The organism is Deltaproteobacteria bacterium, assembly GCA_016208165.1.
Taxonomy (GTDB): domain Bacteria; phylum Desulfobacterota; class Desulfarculia; order JACQYL01; family JACQYL01; genus JACQYL01.
Window position 1 is genome coordinate 51,489 of the sequence record JACQYL010000045.1, and the last position, 16,161, is coordinate 67,649.

The following is a 16,161-nucleotide window of genomic DNA, read 5'->3' on the forward strand; positions in this document are numbered from 1 at the left end:
GCTTGAAGAGTTTCTGGATGTGCAAGGTGCGGGATCGTTGGACGGAAGGTCCGGCGTTCGCCAAAAGAGTTCTCCGGGAGCCGATTCTTCTTCCCATGCACGTCCCTCGAAGATCCGTTCGGGATAAAGCGGATTCCTCTCGTTCGGGGGACGGCGGAGTCTCCCTTCCCGGCAATCGCCTCGCCGCGCGGGAAGGGCAAATGGGGGCGGATCGTTCTCGTTCTCACGGTTTCCGAAGGTCTGTTTTGACACTATGAAGAATTACAAAGCTCTGTTCCTGGTCGCCGTCGGCCTCGCCTCTCTGATCGCTTTCTTGTGGGCCTTTAAGGAGCGCACGGACTTAGAGAGGTATCGGCAGCTGCTCATTCGGGAAGTCGAGACGGCTACCGGGGCCAGACCCACTATCGGGCGATTGAGTCTGTCCCTGTACCCCAAGATCACGGTCCACGGCTACGATCTTTCCCTCTCCGGATTGCGCGGGTTCGCCTCCCGGACCAGCGTGTCCGTCCCCCACATCGAGATGCGAATAAGGTTCCTTTCTTTCCTGCGAAAGAGCTTGAAACCCTATCGGATCATCCTGAACGCTCCCGTATTTACAGTACAGCGACTTTCCTCTCAAACCGGAGGAGGAAGGGAAAAGGCCGAAGACCGGCCCGACCCGCCCGGCGCAGGCGCGCCGAAACCCGCTAACGGGGAGTCTATTCCGGCTCTTACGAAAACCTTGGCTTTGAATGGATACACTTGGTCCGGTTTGGAAAGCGTGGAACTCCGGATGTCCGACGGTTCCCTGTTCTTGTCCTCCAGGGAAGGAGAACCTCCCGTGAGGGTGGATCACATCACTCTGAACTCGGTCTTTGAGTCCCGGAAGCGCCCGGCGCCGTTCAAAGGACATTTCCGACTGTATGGTTCCGAGGTAACGTTATCGGGAACCGTGGGACCCCTCTCTGAACAACCGATCCTCTCTTTCCCAGCCTTTCGCGCGATTTTGAAAAGCGCCGACTTCCGACCGGCGCTTGTATTGCCCAACTTCGGCTGGCCGCGGATCGCTGTTCTCGATCATCGACCCGTGTCGCTGACACTCGATCTGTCCGGGTCTCCGGGAAATCCGATTTCGTTGGAGGCCGGGGCCGAATGGACAAGCGACGCTTCACCCTTTCTGCGTCTGATCGAGGCGCGCTGCCGAGCCGACTATGATCCTCTGAAGGATGTGCTGCTGCTAAAAGAGGTCACCGTGCAGCCCAAGGTCGGTCCCGGCCGGATTAAAGCGGACGGAGAACTCCGAAACGTGACCCGATCTCCGGATATCGATCTGCGTATCGCTATTCCCGGGTTCCGTGCTTACGAACTACTCGTCCGCGCGGGAATGGTTTCCGGACCCGCCGATGTCCGTTACAAAGCCTTCGATCAGGTGCGTCTGGACGCGGACATCTCCGGATCGGCCAATGATTTGAAGGTCAAGAACGGCCTTTTTCAGATAGACCACACCTCCTGCCGGTTCAGCGCACAGTTGCGCCTCAACGCCGCACGGAGTATCAACTTCGATCTCCACGTGACCGGGTTGGACATGGACCGTTACCTCTTCCTCCCATGGAAGCGTTCGCCGTCCACCCTTGGCTTCAAACGCGCGGAAGCGTTCGCGGCGCTGCGAAACGGCCCGGATTCAGAGAGCGGAATCCGTGTATCGGGCAGGGTCTTCTTGGAAGAAGGCCTCGTTGGAGGCTTTCGGTTTTCGGCCTTGAAGACCACCCTGAATGGGGAAAGCGGCCGGTACGAACTAGATCCCTTCGGCTTTCAGTGTTATGGCGGTTCCGCCCGTGCCAAGGCGACTATGGAGACCAGTCCGGACGTCCGGCGATTGGAAATGGACGGCACGCTGCTTGGAATTCGGACGAGCGATCTGTCACGGGATCTGACCGGCATCGAGCAGATTCAAGGCCTGGCGAGGATGGGCATACAACTGACCGGCGTAGCGCCCCGCTTCGAGGATCTCGTCAACCGAATCGAGGGACGGGCCTGGGTTCGAATGAAACATGGCGCCCTGGTCGGACCGGATCTGCTGGCCGGCGTACGGTTCGTCGAACATCAGATCCTCGGAAGCAATACCGCACCTCGAATGAAGATTCCTTTCAGCAGGCTGGAAGGCTCGTTTCGCATCCTCAACGGTCGATTTCACAGCGAAGATCTGTTCATGGAGGGGCCGGTGCTCACCGTAGCGGGCAAGGGCTCTTTCGGGCTGGATCAGACACTGGATATGACGATCACGCCCACCTTATTGGCGTCCGCGCGCGATGCGGATTCGACGTCGAAGGATTTCAGCCTGCCGCTTCGAGTCACTGGGACCTTCACGGATGCCACGATCATGCCGGACTTCGGCAGGCTCAATTTTGGAGACGCGATGCGTATGCTGAAACAATTTTTCGTGGGGCCCGGTCCGGCTTCCGTGCAATAGAAATAGTACCGCTCTTGCGATACACATATTCTGACTTGAGCGGACGAATTATGATTTCTTCCGAGCTGACGCCTTGAAAAACGTGTAGCAAAAGACGCCGTCGGGTTCCGTGGTTCGGTAGAGGTCCCTTATCCCTTTGTCGAAGGTCGCCGGATCGATCAAAGCGGCCTCGAGGGCGGACTCGCGAATACCCTCGATCATGGCTGTGAACGTCTTCCGGGTGAATCCGTCGACCAGTTCCGGCCTGCTGGTATCCACATAGACCATGCGGGGGGAAACGGAGACGTTCTCGAACCCGGCTCTGTCGAGCAGAGGATACAGCTCGCGACCGATCAAGGCGTTGCCCCCGGAGGCCGCCTGAAGTTCGATTTGACATTGGATGGCTCTCCGGGCGCAATCACTGTCCGGAAAGAAATAGGCGGACCCGTGATCCCCTTCAATTACTGTGATGGAGCCGCCGGGTTGGAGAAGGGCTTTCAGATGGATCAACGCGTCCACCGGCTCGGATAGATGTTCGAGGACAAAACAGACGAAAATGTGGTGAAACGTCTCGACCCTGAACGGCAAATGGAAAATATCGCCCTGTAAGAAAGTGACATTCCCTGAACCGGCAGACAACACGGCCCGACGGGCTTCGACCACCGAAGCGTTGGATATGTCAAGCGAGGTAATCCGAGCGTCTGGGCTGCTCCGTGCAAGAGTGACGGTCTGGGCGCCCACTCCGCAGCCTGCTTCAAGAACGAGACTCCCCGCGGGAAATGCGGTGTCCGCATGCAGAAGTTCGACCAACGTGGATGCCTGGTCCTGCAGCCGGACGGTCTCTTTCCGGTCATAGCCGTGAACGTAGATGTTGCTCATTCTTATCCCCCGAGGCATGACGCCTCTTCAAAACCCGGCGCAACGTCAACCCCGTATCGATCCCGACGCGCCCATCAAGGAGGGAGCCGAAGGTTGGGTTGAAGAGCCAAGCCCAATACATACGGAAGTTCTTATCGGGTTCCACTGGATTCGCTCGCCGGTCCATAAACACTCTCCCGGAAAGCTTACTCTGCGGCAGGGACGATACACGGCCCCATTCCTCCACTTTATCCGGAAGTCGAGATATACGCCCCTTGAATGAACAGAGGATGTTGCATATCAGTATACCTTCACAGTGGAATATCCGTGGCTGTTTGCGCCGCGTTCGAGCAGGCAATGCATTTTAGAGAATTGGGGAGAAAGGATCAAGGCTTGTACCTGAAAGAATTCCAGGCCATGGATATCCAATTTATTTCACAATAAAATAAGTAACTTATAAAGTGGTTGACCTAAACGGGAAGGCACCCACGCTCCGGTGTCGCTGTTCACAGGTTAAGCGTTAATATCGTATGACCATACGGTCGGACATCGACTCTTTCTCACCCGCGAGAAGTGCGACGATTACTCGAAATTCTAAATGGAGATAGCGAGGTGGGCCATTTACGGGGTTGACAGCCGGCAGAGAAAAGGTAATATACACCAATAGAGACGTACATCAATAGTAACGTACATCAACAACGGCGTAGAAGGGGGCGAAATGAGACCAGTTGTCGGAGGATATGTACCGCCTGACCGGGTCGTGGGACGAGACGACGACATTCGAAGAATATGGAACGCCCTTGAAAATCAAAGTGTTGTGCTGGTTTCAGAGCGCAGGATCGGCAAGACGTCCGTTATACGCAAAATGGGAAAAGAGCCCATCGACGGTTGGTACCCGGTCTACCTGGTCATCGAAGGCGTCCGATCTCCCTCCGAATTCATCTCAAAAATCGTTGAAGCCGTATCCCCTATATTGAGCAAGAAAGGTCGCGCTTTAACCAAGTTCAGGCAAATGTGTGTGGAACTCGGCGGTGGAAGCATCGGCAGTTGGACCCTGCCCCAATTCAAGGAGAATTGGAAGCGATTGCTTCAAACGACTCTCAACGATATCCGAGACAACTTCGACGAAACGGTTCTCTTTCTTTGGGACGAGCTGCCCCTCATGATCTCCAATATCAAAGACGACCTCGGAGTCAAAACGGCGATGGAACTCCTAGATATCCTCAGGGACCACCGCATAGCCGATGATTCGGGAAAACTGCGAATGATCTACACCGGTTCCGTTGGGCTTCATCTGGTCATCTCGGAACTCTACCACGCCGGCTACCGGAACGATCCTACCAACGACATGGCCACGTTTGCTTTGGAAGGTCTTGGCCCTCGATATGCAGGGGAACTCGCATGTCAGGGATTGCAGGAACTGATGGATGACGGCGAAATAGAACTTCGAGATTCTCTCGATGGTGTTGGGCGAACCATCGCCGCGGCGACGGACGGTCTGCCTTTTTATATCAACTACGCAGTGGAGACTTTATCCGAATTCAGACAGCCCATCGGATGCGAAGACGCGGTATCGGCAATCGACGGGCTGCTGTTGGATCCCGAAGACAAAGCTCATTTCGGTCACTATGCGGAACGCATCCAAGCCTATTATCCCTCACGGTTTCAGCAGAGAGATATCGCCTTCGAGATTCTGAAGAGCCTCTGCCGCTCTGATGAGTCACTCGGTGAAGACGACATTTTGAATCATGTTGCCGCGCAAATGGTAGTTACGGACCGGAATCTTTTCCAAAGGGTCCTCGGCTTGTTGGTCAAGGACCACTATTTGCGCCGAGACCATGACGAGAAAAACAGGTTGTACCAATTCAAGTACGACATCATCAGGAGATGGTGGCTCAAGAATAGAGGGTAACATGCCGACAAAGATGGACACCGTCTCGCTGTTCAGTCCGGGAAACTGCACGCCAGGGCTGTTGGAATCCATGCTCGTTGGCCAACACCACCTCGTCGATACACTCGAAAAAGCCGTCCTGGACAGCATTCGGACCGGGGTCGGACACAACTGGCTCCTAATAGGCCCCCGGGGAACGGGAAAGACGCACCTGCTGGCTGTCCTCTACAACCGGATCGACGCCAATCCGGACTTCCGGGACCGCTTGGCCATCGCCTATATGAAGGAAGAAGAACGCGGCGTAGCTACCTTTCTCGACTGGCTCGTGCGAATCCTTAGAGCTCTGGAGCGACGCCAAGAGACCCCTGCCCAGTCCAAAAAAGACGTGTCGCTTGAAGATGAATTGATTCGACTCACCCGGATGCCGATAGAAGACGCCCAAATCATGGCGGAGCGAATCCTGCTCGATTTCGTGGGTGACCGGAGGCTATTGCTGATTGCGGAAAACCTTGGCGAGATTTTTTCGGACACCAAAGGCATGGGCAAAGATGGGCAGCGCAGATTCAGGGACCTGGTCCAGCAGCATCCTTTCTGGATTATCATGGCGTCAACGCAATCACTCTTTAAAGACATTCAGACCCAGCAGGCCCCGTTTTATGGGTTTTTTCGAATTCAACACCTCCGGACATTCACGTTCGAGGAAGCGGTCGAGCTGCTGGAAAAGCTGGCGGAATCCGAGGAACGCGCGCACCTCGGGAAGTCCTTTCGATCGGAGGCGGGTCGGGGCCGGATCCGCGCAATTCACGAGATCACCGGGGGCAATCCGCGACTCCTGGTGATTTTCTATCAGTTTATAGATCGGGAATCCGTCCAGGATCTGGCGCGATCTTTTCTGGAAATGGTGGACAGCCTCACGACGTACTACCAGGAACAGATGCAGCCGCTCCCGGCGCTTCAGCAGAAGATCGTGGAATTCCTCTCCGAACGCCGCGTACCTCAAAGCGTCAAGGAGATCGCCCAATCCTGTTTCATTACCCATCAGGTAGCTTCCGGCCAGCTCAAGCGCTTGAAGGACCGCAGATTCGTCAAGGCCACCCCGGTCGGTCGAAAGACATACTATGAGCTGCAAGAACCTCTTTTCAGGATCTGTTTCGAGGTGAAAGAAGACAGGGGGTATCCCATCCGTCTATTCATTGATTTTCTGGGCCGATTCTACACTATGGAAGAGCTCAAAAGGAAGCACAGGGCTGCCGAAGTTCTGGTGTCGATCTACAGGTCCGGAGGCATGCTGCGAGAAGCGAGAAGACATCAGATGGAACTCACCCATATCGATGCAGCCCTCTCCAACTATCATCCCGTAGTACTCGCCGAACCCGACTTCCACTATGGCCGCGCCGATGTTCTTGACATCCGGAACAGATCGTCCATCATCGACCAACTCCTCGCCTCGGAGGACTACACGGAGGCCGTGCGACTGGCTGATGCCGCTTTTGAACTGAAGATGGGAGGGCCCGAATTTCTGCTCAAGAGCGCCAGGGGCCGGCGACGGCTGGGAGACAAACAGAGCGCCTTGGAGAAACTCAGAGGTCTAGGTGCGCTTTCCTCTGAGGATCCCGAGGTCTGGGCGGAAAAGGGTGCTTTGGAGGAAGAGTGCGAAGACGACGATGCAGCCGAAAGGAGCTATCTCCGCGCCTTGGAGCTGGACGGTGCGAACGTTGAGGCTCTCTTGGGGCTCGGACGGATTTACTGGAACAGACGAGACCACGCCCTTGCGCTAAAGTACTTCCTTGATGCCACCAAGTGCGCTCCGGGGCAATCGGAAGGATGGCGGCTTCTAGGTCTAGCCCAAGAGCAAACCGGGGATATCCAGGGCGCCAGAGCCAGTTATAAGAAGGCCACGGATCTCGACTCGCTGGACTTTGACGCATGGCTACTCCGGGGCAGGTTCGAGTTCAATCAGGGTGCGCACGCCACGGCGCTCGAGTGCTTCACTCATGCGATCAGGCTCCAACCTGACAAGCCCGAGGCTTGGCAACTGCTGGGCGTGGCCCGGGAACGAGCCGGAGATATCGAGGGCGCAAAAGCGAGCTATGAGAAGGCCACGAATCTCGACCCACATGATCCAATTACATGGCTTTTCCGAGGCAGGTTCGAGGGGGGACAAGACAACCATGCAGCGGCGCTGGAGTATCTGAACAAAGCCGAATCCTTGGGGCTGACCTCCGCCTATCTGCAGAACACTATCGGTGAAGAACTAAGGAAAACAGGATCCCACAAAGAAGCCATAGACCGCTACCGTCAAGCTGTTGAGCTGGATCCCGATGATTGTTTTCCACGTTTCAACATCGCCCTCGCCCTCTTCCAGTCGGGGGATCTGCAAGGATGCATGGAACAAATCGCTCGAACTCTGGAGGCCGGAGCGGACAGGGACTGGGCCGAACCCGCGCAAGTATGTATCGATGAGATGAATTTCGAACTACTGAGACACGGTCTCTTTGAAGGACTGCCGGATCTGATAAAAGAACAGTGGGATCTCTTCAAGGACGGGCCGTTCCGGGAATCCTTCGCTGAAGGGTTCACCGGTGCGCTGACGGAGTTGCTAAAGCGACATCGGGAAATCCCCTTGGAACGCCTCGTTTACCTGCGGGACCGCGTTGTCTCCGAACTGTCTCAAGAAGCCTCATTCAGCGTGATTTGCCGCCTCTTCAGCATCGGAGTTCGTTACTTACAAACCAAGAACTTAGAGGTGCTGCTCGAATTGCCGTTGGAGGAACGATCCCTATTGGAATCCATCCTCGAGGAAGAGGAAGAGAGCGGAACACATTCCCCCAGTTAAGAATATTCGGGGTCACCTCGAGCCGGTCAATGCCCATGCAGAAAGAACAGCCGGACGGCGACCTTTACCGGAAGGGACGCCGGAACGAACAGGGCGCCGAGCGGCACGATTTTTCTTGAGACTCAAAGGGTATTCAGTCAGAGGCGGGCGTTCCCGGCTTCATGTAACCTCAGTGGCAGGGAATGTGTTCCCGAATGCTTTTATGCGTCGCCGGATTCGAGAATCTACATTGGATCCGGTTATCACCCTCCCCCGCCACCACCGTATCGGAGGATGTTGTTCAGTTTGAACAGGGCTTCGCCCAAGGGCACGGCCATATTGGCTCTGTGGTTGGCGACAAAGCCGTTGAGATCCCCGTTGAGAATGATCCAGGGATCGAGCACCGCCGCCACGTTCAAGGCCGTCACAACCTGGGACAGCAGTTTGGTGCCTTTGATGAGCGTCACCTCTTCTTTGAAATCATGGAGCGTGGCTTCCAGAATCTGACTCATGGCCAAGGCAACGCCCTTGGCGTAATAGAAATAGTCGTCCGATACGAACGTGGACACGAGGCTTCCATCCCCTTCCACCTCTTTGACCAGATTATAGTGACAATTCCCTAAAAGCTCTTTGCAACTGAAAATCAGCGCTTCAAAATTGTCCGAGCGCGGGTAAAAATGCACAACGCCCTTTTCGAGGTCTCTCTGGTACTGATCCAGTTGCTTCAGGGCATCCCGGTACTGATCGTCCGCTGCGGGGAACCAGAACTGGTTCGCGCTGATCATCAAGAGGTTTAGCGAATGCTCGATTCTGGGGTCAAAGGCGTCGGAATCTCCAAAACGGCTGATCTTTTCTTTCAGTACCAAGCCCACTACGCGCACGGTTTCCAGCACACCCAGTTGAAGATTATTGATATTGTCCGTGAGGTGCATCTTGCCGAAAAGAAAAGAATTGGGCCTCCAGCCGAAACGGCGCTCTTCGAGTTCATACTCCATGGAACGAATCAAAGCCCGCGTGAAGCGGACACCCTCCAGCTCGGGTTTGGATGGCGCTTCAGCCTTCTGATCTCCGGGTTCGGCCGATTCAACGGGCTGCGGCTTAAATGCGGACTCGGATTGAGCGCCCGTCTTCCCGGCAACGGGAGCGGTTTCCGAAGTGTGATCGAAGATCCCCAGGAATCTTAGACCCATGTACACGCCGATCAGTACCAAGATCAATATGAGCAGTCGAAACAGGACGCCTTTCCGTTTCAAAAAAGCGAACCGATGGCTCCGCTCTTCTACAGTGCCGCTTTCCATTTCTCCTTCCGCCAACGTGCCCTTAACGTCCTTCTTTTCAACCATGAAATAACACTCCTACCATACGCAGATGCGTTTTAACACAAGCCTTTCCAACCGGTCAATGCATAAGGTGTTCGCTTTAGGCTCCAACCTCCGCCCAGACCCCGGGAATCGGTCGTGGCTATGCAACGCGGGATCCAAGCAGGCGAATTCCCGGTGAATCCGCACAGTGTTGCACACGGGTCGCCGGCGCCATCCGGGTGAAAACCGAAATAGTGGTTGTATTTCAGATAGATGTGTCGTAAGTTCTATTCGGATGAAGACGTTTCCTTGAACGCCGGAAACGGATTGCCACCGGGATGTGCGAGATAAACCGGATGGGCCTCCCTCATCCGCAGAACGGCTGAATCGCCTCTGTGGGCTTCGAACCCGAATGCGAAATTGCTTCGCTCAGGCCCGAATCCGCAGGAAGGATTAATCCCGGACCTCGGCTGAATTCGGACCTCCGCCGAAGTGAAAGAGATCGTCATGACAGCAACCATTCACATCACATGTCCGGGATGCAAGAAGCAGGGCTTCATGCGTGTGGACCCGAAGAGAACAGGAAAGATCAAAGTCAATTGTCCCAATTGTGGGACCAAATTTGAACATACGATCGATAGGCGCTCTTACTATAGAAGGTCGCCTCTTCCACTTATCCGTTTCGGTCGGCTGGACTTTGATTTCAGAGATCTTTCCCATCGCGGAGAGCTGATGGACATATCTGCAACAGGCTGTCGCATCAGGGTTGCTGAAGATCCGCCACGAAAAGGGGATCAGCTCGGCCTTTACTTTCGCCTTCCGTCAGCGGAACCTCCCGCAGGATTGGGCGGCCAAACGCCCTCTTTCGACTCTTCCATGAACGAGTCCCTCTCCCTGGATCATAATCCCGATGTTCGGGTGGGCGGGGAAGTGGTCTGGGTGCGGAAGTCAACGGATGCAGGCTACGAATTTGGGGTTCGATTCATATTCGAGGAAGAGCATGCCAAGAAGACCATTGGTTTTTACCTGTTTCCCTACCACGAACCTCTGGAGCGCAAGTGAAGCCGCGGACGGTTTTCCGAGCTTCAAGCCGCACGATGACACTCATAGGAGACTCGCATGGATTCATATCACGAAGAAGTTCTAAAGGGACTTCGAACCGCCATGGAAGCCGAAATGACCGGACATGCGTTCTACAAGAACGCAGCGGACAGCACGGCGGATCCCAAAGGGAAGGAAACGTTCCTGCGCCTTGCGCAAGAAGAAATGGGCCATTTCAAGTACTTGAAAACACAGTACAAGTCGATCCTGGAAAAGGGCGGGTATGATTTTACCCAACATCCGACCGATGAAGCTCACAAGCATGCATCAGGCCCCATCTTCAGCGCGGACTTTAAGAAAAGGCTGAAAGAAAGCCATTTTGAAATCAGTGTGCTCTCTATCGGCATGAAACTCGAACTGGACGCCATTGCCTTTTACCGCTCGTGCGCCGAAAAAGCACGGGAAGAGAAGGCCAAGGAACTCTACCTGCAGTTGGCTGAGTGGGAACAGGGCCATTACGATGCGTTCGCCCGCGAACTGGATAACCTGAAGGAGGAATACTGGCGCGTCAACAACTTCGTCCCGATGTAGAGCCCGACTAGGGCCGGAACGGCGGATGAACCAGTGACGGAAGGACGGGGTTGGAATGCATTGAAGTCGCTGGAGACCAAGGGCCGGGGGCCGCTTTTGCCGGGCTTCCGAGCAGCGAGGGCCTGCGGCTTTCCGGCAGGAGGACCTCTCGAGGGACGCCTGCCCCGGCCGATGCGGATATCCTAAACAATGCCGGCCTACTTGCCTTTTCACCTTTTCGGGCTCGGTACAAATCCACCGCCAAGGTGTTTTTGTTCGTCGGCAACGCCTTGAAGAGGCAATTGACCTCCTTGACATCTCGTTCCCTTCCAAGAAATGTGCCAGTGTCCGCCTGATCGCACGGCGTCGCCCGTTGCTGCCGGTCGAGCCTTGGACCTCCCCCCGGAAATCCCCCGTCGAGTATCCAACCGATACCCTCAGCCGGACTTCCAGCCAAGCCCTTCAAAAAAACAGTTGACGCAAAATCAACTGTTAAGTATGCTATACTTACTTTCGTAAAAACTCCATAAAATACCTTATAGTAAAGTAAGTATGCCTGACGTACCCGAGAATAAACGGGGCTTTTCTTCCAACAGGTATGGCTATAACGGCTCTGAAAAAGTACTCTCACTCAATCAACTCGGGGCAAGACCCGCGGAAACGCATCCACTTTAGCTGCGGAGGGGGGCCTCGGCAATCGCGTTCCAGGTCCGTATCGGAAAGACGCGGAACCGTTCGACCCTGAGACTGTTGAAGTCACTCGCGCGGATTCCGGAACCGTTGTGCCACTCGCGCCGATGCGACGAAATCAGACCTCTTTCTCGAAGCTTGAAAAGGACTATCCGGTGAAACAAACGGTAACTGAGGCCGAACAAACAGGCAGGGTTGCCCCTTATCCCGCGGGATACGTTAAGGTGATGGAAGCGCTAAGGCTTCTTTTACGGGAAAAGGACTTCAATGCCGTTACCTGGGCGGAGATTGCCCAAACCGCGGGCGTGAATGAAGCTCTCATATATAAATACTTCAAAGATAAAAGAGGTCTACTCCATAAAGTACTTCACGACTATTTGGAGGATTTTCTGGCTGGTTTGGACTATGCCCTCAAAGGAATAAAGGGATCTTTTAACAAACTTCGAAAAATAGCCTGGTTTCAAATCGATCTATATAATAAAGAGCGCGTATTTTCTAGGATTCTACTGCTTGAAGTTCGTAATTATACCGCCTATTTTCAAAGTGAAACCTATGATAGCGTAAGAACGTTTAGTAATATAATATTGGACGTTATTGAAGAAGGGATTCACGACGGGGAGATAAGAGACGATATTCCGGTAAAACACATAAGACAGATATTTCTGGGAGCCATAGAACATATGTGTCTGCCGGGCGTAATCTACGACAAAGACTTAGCTCCGGACGCTGCAACGGAAAGCATTTGCGAAGTACTGTTTCCCGGACTCCAAAAGAAGGCTGGTTAGAGGAAGGTCGCCAAAATTCCAGGGAGGAAGAAATGGGAGAGCACGAAGTAGTCATCGTTGGCGCGGTCAGGACCCCTTTCAGCCGATTTGACGGCGCCATGCGTGATATTCCAAGCGTGCAGTTAGGCGCCATGGTGATCAAAGAGATGATTAATCGGGTGAGGATTTTCCCCGGAGAAGTCGAGAAGACGTATTACGGCGCGTGTATCCCCGCTGAAACGGCTCTGGAATTCGACGTACCCGGCAGGCAGGCTACACTGCCTGCAGGCTTGCCTCCGGAGTCCTATTCTTTCTCTCTGGATCGCGCCTGCTGCTCTTCGATGACCACCTTGAGATTGGGATATCGTTCCATCAAGTCCGGTGATGTTGAAGGCGCCCTGTCCGTAGGTTCGGATACCGGCCATAAGGCCCTTCCTCAAACGTCCGCTTAAGCTTTCGCTTTGGGAGACATGATCATGGAAGCAAAAAAACCGAAGACAGCCCCAAGCAAGAAGTCCATCCAAACCGCTCGAGAGGTATGGCCCTATGTAAAGGCCGAGTATGCGGCGGCGCATCAGGCCAAAGCGGAAGGCAAACCCGTGGTCTGGTCCTGCGCCATCATACCCAAGGAATTGTATTGGGCCATGGATCTGTGCCCCGTTTTTCCCGAACACTATGCCGTGCTCACGGGCATGATGCGGCGGGATGGAACCAAAGACGAAAGCGTCGAGAAAGAAGCGGTACGTTTCGCGCGAATCGCCGAAGCGGCGGGATTCTCGAGCTATTTGTGCGGATACGCCCGGTCGAGCATCGGTCACGTGCTCACCGGGGACCTTTCCGACGCTCCTCTGGGGGGGTTACCCAAACCGGATCTGATCGTTACCACCAGTTTTGTGTGTGACTTGCGTGGTAAGTGGCTGAGATACCTCGCCCAGAAATTGAACGTCCCTTTCTACATCCTGGATATTCCCGAGAGGGGATGCGACATACCCTTCCTCCAACCGGGGCTTCGTACCGCTCTCCTTCCTTTCTACAACAAGATCCGAAGAGGGGAACGGGATCTGTTCTTTTCTCCGGTGGCCGACCACGAGCTTGATTATACCCAGAAGCAATGGGAAGAACTGGTCACATTCATTGAAAACGTCACCGGACATAAATACGACCAGGACCGGTTCAACGAGGCCCTGGACCTGTCGTACAAAACCAACGAGCTTCGCCTGGAAATACTGGAACTTCGCAAAGCCGTACCGGCCCCCATGGGGGTGGCTGATGGTCTGACCGTGATGTACCCGGGTCTTTATACCTTGGGCACACAACGCGCTTATGATTTCTATGTACGTCTCAGGCAAGAACTGAGGGACCGGGTGGCGAACGGTCTGGGAGTCATCGAGGAGGAAAAGTTCCGGCTGCTTTGGATGGGTCTGGCGCCCTGGTTCAACATGTCGCTGTTCAACTACTTCGAAAAGTACGGCGGCGTATTCGCGTTCGAACCCATCTATAACATGGTTCCCTTCCCTCCGCGCATGCCCGAGAAACCCATGCGGGAACTCGCCGTCCGAACGTTACAGCAATCCGGAGGTCTCATCGCGCCGAGCATGATCGGACAAGCCGTGTCCACGCTCGTGAACGCAGCCCACGAGTACCGATGTTCGGGAGCCGTGCTGTTCTATCTCATCACTTGCAGGCCGGTGGTGTATCCGACAGTCGAGATTGCTCGAGTGCTTCAAGAGGACTTCGGGATCCCATCCGTGCCTCTCGAATGCGACCTCATTGACGAGCGCACTTACTCTGAAGCTCAGACCCTGGCGCGTTTCGATGCTTTTGCCGAACAGCTCCTGAAAAGAGCCGCGTGAAATAGACAAAGGAGATTAAGTCATGGCTTCCATATTTCAAGATTGGATGGAAAATCGACACGAAAGGGTAAGAAACTGGAAAGCGGAAAACGGCCGCAAAGCATATGGGTATCTATGCTGCATGACGCCCGAGGAGATCTTGTACGCCGGAGGCATCCTCCCCGTAAAGGTGACGGGAAGCGGAGCGCAACCGCTGGAAGTTGTAGACAAACACGTCGTTCATTATGCATGCCCCTACGTCCGGAGCATGCTGGACGCCGCCGGACGCGGCGACTACAACTATCTGGACGGCATCGTGGTATGCAACAGCTGCGACATCATGTCCCGATGCGAGTACTACTGGCGAGTTCTGTCTCCTCATCAAAAGCCCACCATACTCGGTGTCGAGCTGTCTCCGTACGTCCTGTACATCAAGAGCCCCGAAAAAATCAGCGGTCCCGGAGTACACGAATACCTCCTGGGCGAATTTCGTATTTTCAAGCAACACATCGAACGAGAGACAAGAGAGTTGATCACGGACGAAAAGCTCTCCCAGGCCATCGCCGTGTACAATGAACACTATGATTGGATGCAGAGAATGCATGCGCTGCGCAAGGACAAGTCTCTCAAGATCTCCGGGAGCGAGGCGTTCACGGTGGAATTCACCGCTCTCCAAATGCCTAAGGACGAACACAATCGCCGGATGGCCGCCTTTCTCGAGGAAGTGGAAAACCGGGAACCCTTATCCGACAGAGTTCGCATATTCCTCTCCGGGGGCGCCGTGGATCAATTTACCTCTCGGATCTACTCCGTGATCGAGGAAGCAGGAGGGAATGTGGTGGCTGAGGATATCGGCGTGGGAGCCAGTTATTTCGGCCATAAGATCGATACGTCCGTTTCCCCCATGGATGCCATTGTGAAACATCGTCTCGACGTGCATTGCCCCCATACCATGACCTCCGACTACCATCCGAGGGAACGGCTCGATTACATCAAGAATAAACTCGAAGGCGCCGACGTCCAGGGAGCCATCTTTTTCGTTCCTATGTACTGCGAGTGCCGAAATCTCGAATACCCGTTCCTGAAAGAGAAATTCAAAGAGGAGCTTGGGATTCCAAGCCTGTATCTTGAAAGCGACTACGGGCAGGGGTCACTGGACGAGGCTGTGTCCAAGGTGGAAGCGTTCATCGAAATGCTGGAAGGATGATCATGCTGGTAGCAGGAATAGATACGGGCCAGCAAAGCGTGAAAGCGGTGCTTCTGGAAGACTCGGAGATGGTGGCCCATAAGACCTATGAAACGGAAATCGATTCCGACACGGCAGCGCGAGAAGCGCTGGAAGATCTGTTGAAAGAAGTGGGAGCGGATCGAAACCGAGTAAAACGGATTGCGGCCACGGGCCTGGGACGCAAAGAGGTCTCCTTCGCAGACCTACGAAAGACCCAGGAAACCTGCGTGGCCCGGGGCGCCTATTTTCTGCTCGGCAGGCCCTGCACGGCGCTCGACGCGGGTGCAGGGGGATGCCGGGCCGTAAAGATCGGTCCCCAGGGCAAGGTTCTCGAGTTTTCCAGCAACAGCAAATGCGCCAGCGGGACCGGTTCGTTCCTGAAGGCAGCCTGCGAAGTGCTTCAGATCGATCTCGACCGTCTCGACGACTTATCGGGCAGAGCGGAAGATATCGCAAAAGTGAGCACTACCTGCGCCGTATTCGCCGAATCCGCCATCATTTCCAATGTCCATTACGGGTACACCCTCGAGAGTATCTGCGCCGGCGTTTGCGATTCGGTAGCTTCCCGATTGATGGACGCGCTCAACCGGGTCGGAATCGAAGAGGAGCTGTTTTTTTGCGGCGGCGTGGCCAAAAGCAAGACCATCAAGCGCATGATCGAGCATCTTACGGGTCGTCCTGTTCTCGTTCCCTCGGATCCCCTGTTGACGGCGGCTTTGGGAGCGGCCCTCTCAGCCGTTTGA

Annotated in this window: 12 protein-coding genes; 10 read left to right on the top strand and 2 right to left on the bottom strand. The window is 54.7% G+C overall.

Going from position 1 to position 16,161, the window contains the following annotated elements:
- Nucleotides 1-253 precede the first annotated feature (253 nt).
- The gene (locus HY788_09285) at nt 254-2,449 is read left to right on the top strand and encodes a hypothetical protein (protein ID MBI4774354.1); all 2,196 of its coding nucleotides are present in this window, start codon (nt 254-256) and stop codon (nt 2,447-2,449) included.
- Between the two features lie 48 nt (nt 2,450-2,497).
- Here the strand turns inward: HY788_09285 and HY788_09290 are convergent, their stop codons facing one another.
- Nucleotides 2,498-3,307 carry a methyltransferase domain-containing protein gene (locus HY788_09290; GenBank protein MBI4774355.1) on the bottom strand — a complete coding sequence of 270 codons (810 nt, stop codon included), beginning with the start codon at nt 3,305-3,307 and terminating at the stop codon, nt 2,498-2,500.
- 697 nt (nt 3,308-4,004) lie between these two features.
- Here HY788_09290 and HY788_09295 point away from each other — a divergent pair.
- Both HY788_09295 and HY788_09300 read left to right on the top strand, forming a co-directional pair.
- Nucleotides 4,005-5,198: a hypothetical protein gene (locus HY788_09295; GenBank protein ID MBI4774356.1), complete on the top strand. Its 1,194-nt coding sequence runs from the start codon at nt 4,005-4,007 to the stop codon at nt 5,196-5,198.
- Nucleotide 5,199: 1 nt separating this feature from the next.
- Nucleotides 5,200-8,013, top strand: coding sequence for a tetratricopeptide repeat protein (locus HY788_09300; GenBank protein MBI4774357.1), 2,814 nt, complete (start codon nt 5,200-5,202; stop codon nt 8,011-8,013).
- Nucleotides 8,014-8,255: 242 nt separating this feature from the next.
- Here HY788_09300 and HY788_09305 read toward each other — a convergent pair whose 3' ends face one another.
- Nucleotides 8,256-9,335, bottom strand: a complete 1,080-nt coding sequence (locus HY788_09305) for a DUF2333 family protein (GenBank protein ID MBI4774358.1) — start codon at nt 9,333-9,335, stop codon at nt 8,256-8,258.
- A 465-nt stretch (nt 9,336-9,800) separates the two neighbouring features.
- On the opposite strand from HY788_09305, the gene HY788_09310 reads away from it, so the two are divergent.
- The 7 genes from HY788_09310 (at nt 9,801) to HY788_09340 (ending at nt 16,161) form a co-directional block, all read left to right on the top strand.
- Nucleotides 9,801-10,355 (top strand): PilZ domain-containing protein, encoded by a 555-nt coding sequence (locus HY788_09310; GenBank protein ID MBI4774359.1) that lies wholly within the window; start codon nt 9,801-9,803, stop codon nt 10,353-10,355.
- A gap of 57 nt (nt 10,356-10,412) precedes the next feature.
- On the top strand, nt 10,413-10,925 hold the full coding sequence (locus HY788_09315; GenBank protein MBI4774360.1) for a ferritin family protein: 513 nt from the start codon (nt 10,413-10,415) through the stop codon (nt 10,923-10,925).
- Between the two features lie 776 nt (nt 10,926-11,701).
- Nucleotides 11,702-12,379 carry a TetR/AcrR family transcriptional regulator gene (locus HY788_09320; protein ID MBI4774361.1) on the top strand — a complete coding sequence of 226 codons (678 nt, stop codon included), beginning with the start codon at nt 11,702-11,704 and terminating at the stop codon, nt 12,377-12,379.
- A 32-nt stretch (nt 12,380-12,411) separates the two neighbouring features.
- A complete protein-coding gene (locus HY788_09325; protein MBI4774362.1) occupies nt 12,412-12,810 on the top strand; it encodes a hypothetical protein in 399 nt (132 codons plus the stop codon).
- A gap of 24 nt (nt 12,811-12,834) precedes the next feature.
- Nucleotides 12,835-14,211 (top strand): 2-hydroxyacyl-CoA dehydratase, encoded by a 1,377-nt coding sequence (locus HY788_09330; protein ID MBI4774363.1) that lies wholly within the window; start codon nt 12,835-12,837, stop codon nt 14,209-14,211.
- A 22-nt stretch (nt 14,212-14,233) separates the two neighbouring features.
- Nucleotides 14,234-15,397, top strand: coding sequence for a 2-hydroxyacyl-CoA dehydratase (locus HY788_09335; protein MBI4774364.1), 1,164 nt, complete (start codon nt 14,234-14,236; stop codon nt 15,395-15,397).
- A 2-nt stretch (nt 15,398-15,399) separates the two neighbouring features.
- On the top strand, nt 15,400-16,161 hold the full coding sequence (locus HY788_09340) for a hypothetical protein (GenBank protein ID MBI4774365.1): 762 nt from the start codon (nt 15,400-15,402) through the stop codon (nt 16,159-16,161).

Bases quoted from the DNA above. Each gene is read 5' to 3' on its own strand.
- HY788_09285 (MBI4774354.1), top strand. From the start codon at position 254: ATGAAGAATTACAAAGCTCTGTTCCTGGTCGCCGTCGGCCTCGCCTCT.
- HY788_09290 (MBI4774355.1), bottom strand. From the start codon at position 3,307: ATGAGCAACATCTACGTTCACGGCTATGACCGGAAAGAGACCGTCCGG.
- HY788_09295 (MBI4774356.1), top strand. From the start codon at position 4,005: ATGAGACCAGTTGTCGGAGGATATGTACCGCCTGACCGGGTCGTGGGA.
- HY788_09300 (MBI4774357.1), top strand. From the start codon at position 5,200: ATGCCGACAAAGATGGACACCGTCTCGCTGTTCAGTCCGGGAAACTGC.
- HY788_09305 (MBI4774358.1), bottom strand. From the start codon at position 9,335: ATGGTTGAAAAGAAGGACGTTAAGGGCACGTTGGCGGAAGGAGAAATG.
- HY788_09310 (MBI4774359.1), top strand. From the start codon at position 9,801: ATGACAGCAACCATTCACATCACATGTCCGGGATGCAAGAAGCAGGGC.
- HY788_09315 (MBI4774360.1), top strand. From the start codon at position 10,413: ATGGATTCATATCACGAAGAAGTTCTAAAGGGACTTCGAACCGCCATG.
- HY788_09320 (MBI4774361.1), top strand. From the start codon at position 11,702: ATGCGACGAAATCAGACCTCTTTCTCGAAGCTTGAAAAGGACTATCCG.
- HY788_09325 (MBI4774362.1), top strand. From the start codon at position 12,412: ATGGGAGAGCACGAAGTAGTCATCGTTGGCGCGGTCAGGACCCCTTTC.
- HY788_09330 (MBI4774363.1), top strand. From the start codon at position 12,835: ATGGAAGCAAAAAAACCGAAGACAGCCCCAAGCAAGAAGTCCATCCAA.
- HY788_09335 (MBI4774364.1), top strand. From the start codon at position 14,234: ATGGCTTCCATATTTCAAGATTGGATGGAAAATCGACACGAAAGGGTA.
- HY788_09340 (MBI4774365.1), top strand. From the start codon at position 15,400: ATGCTGGTAGCAGGAATAGATACGGGCCAGCAAAGCGTGAAAGCGGTG.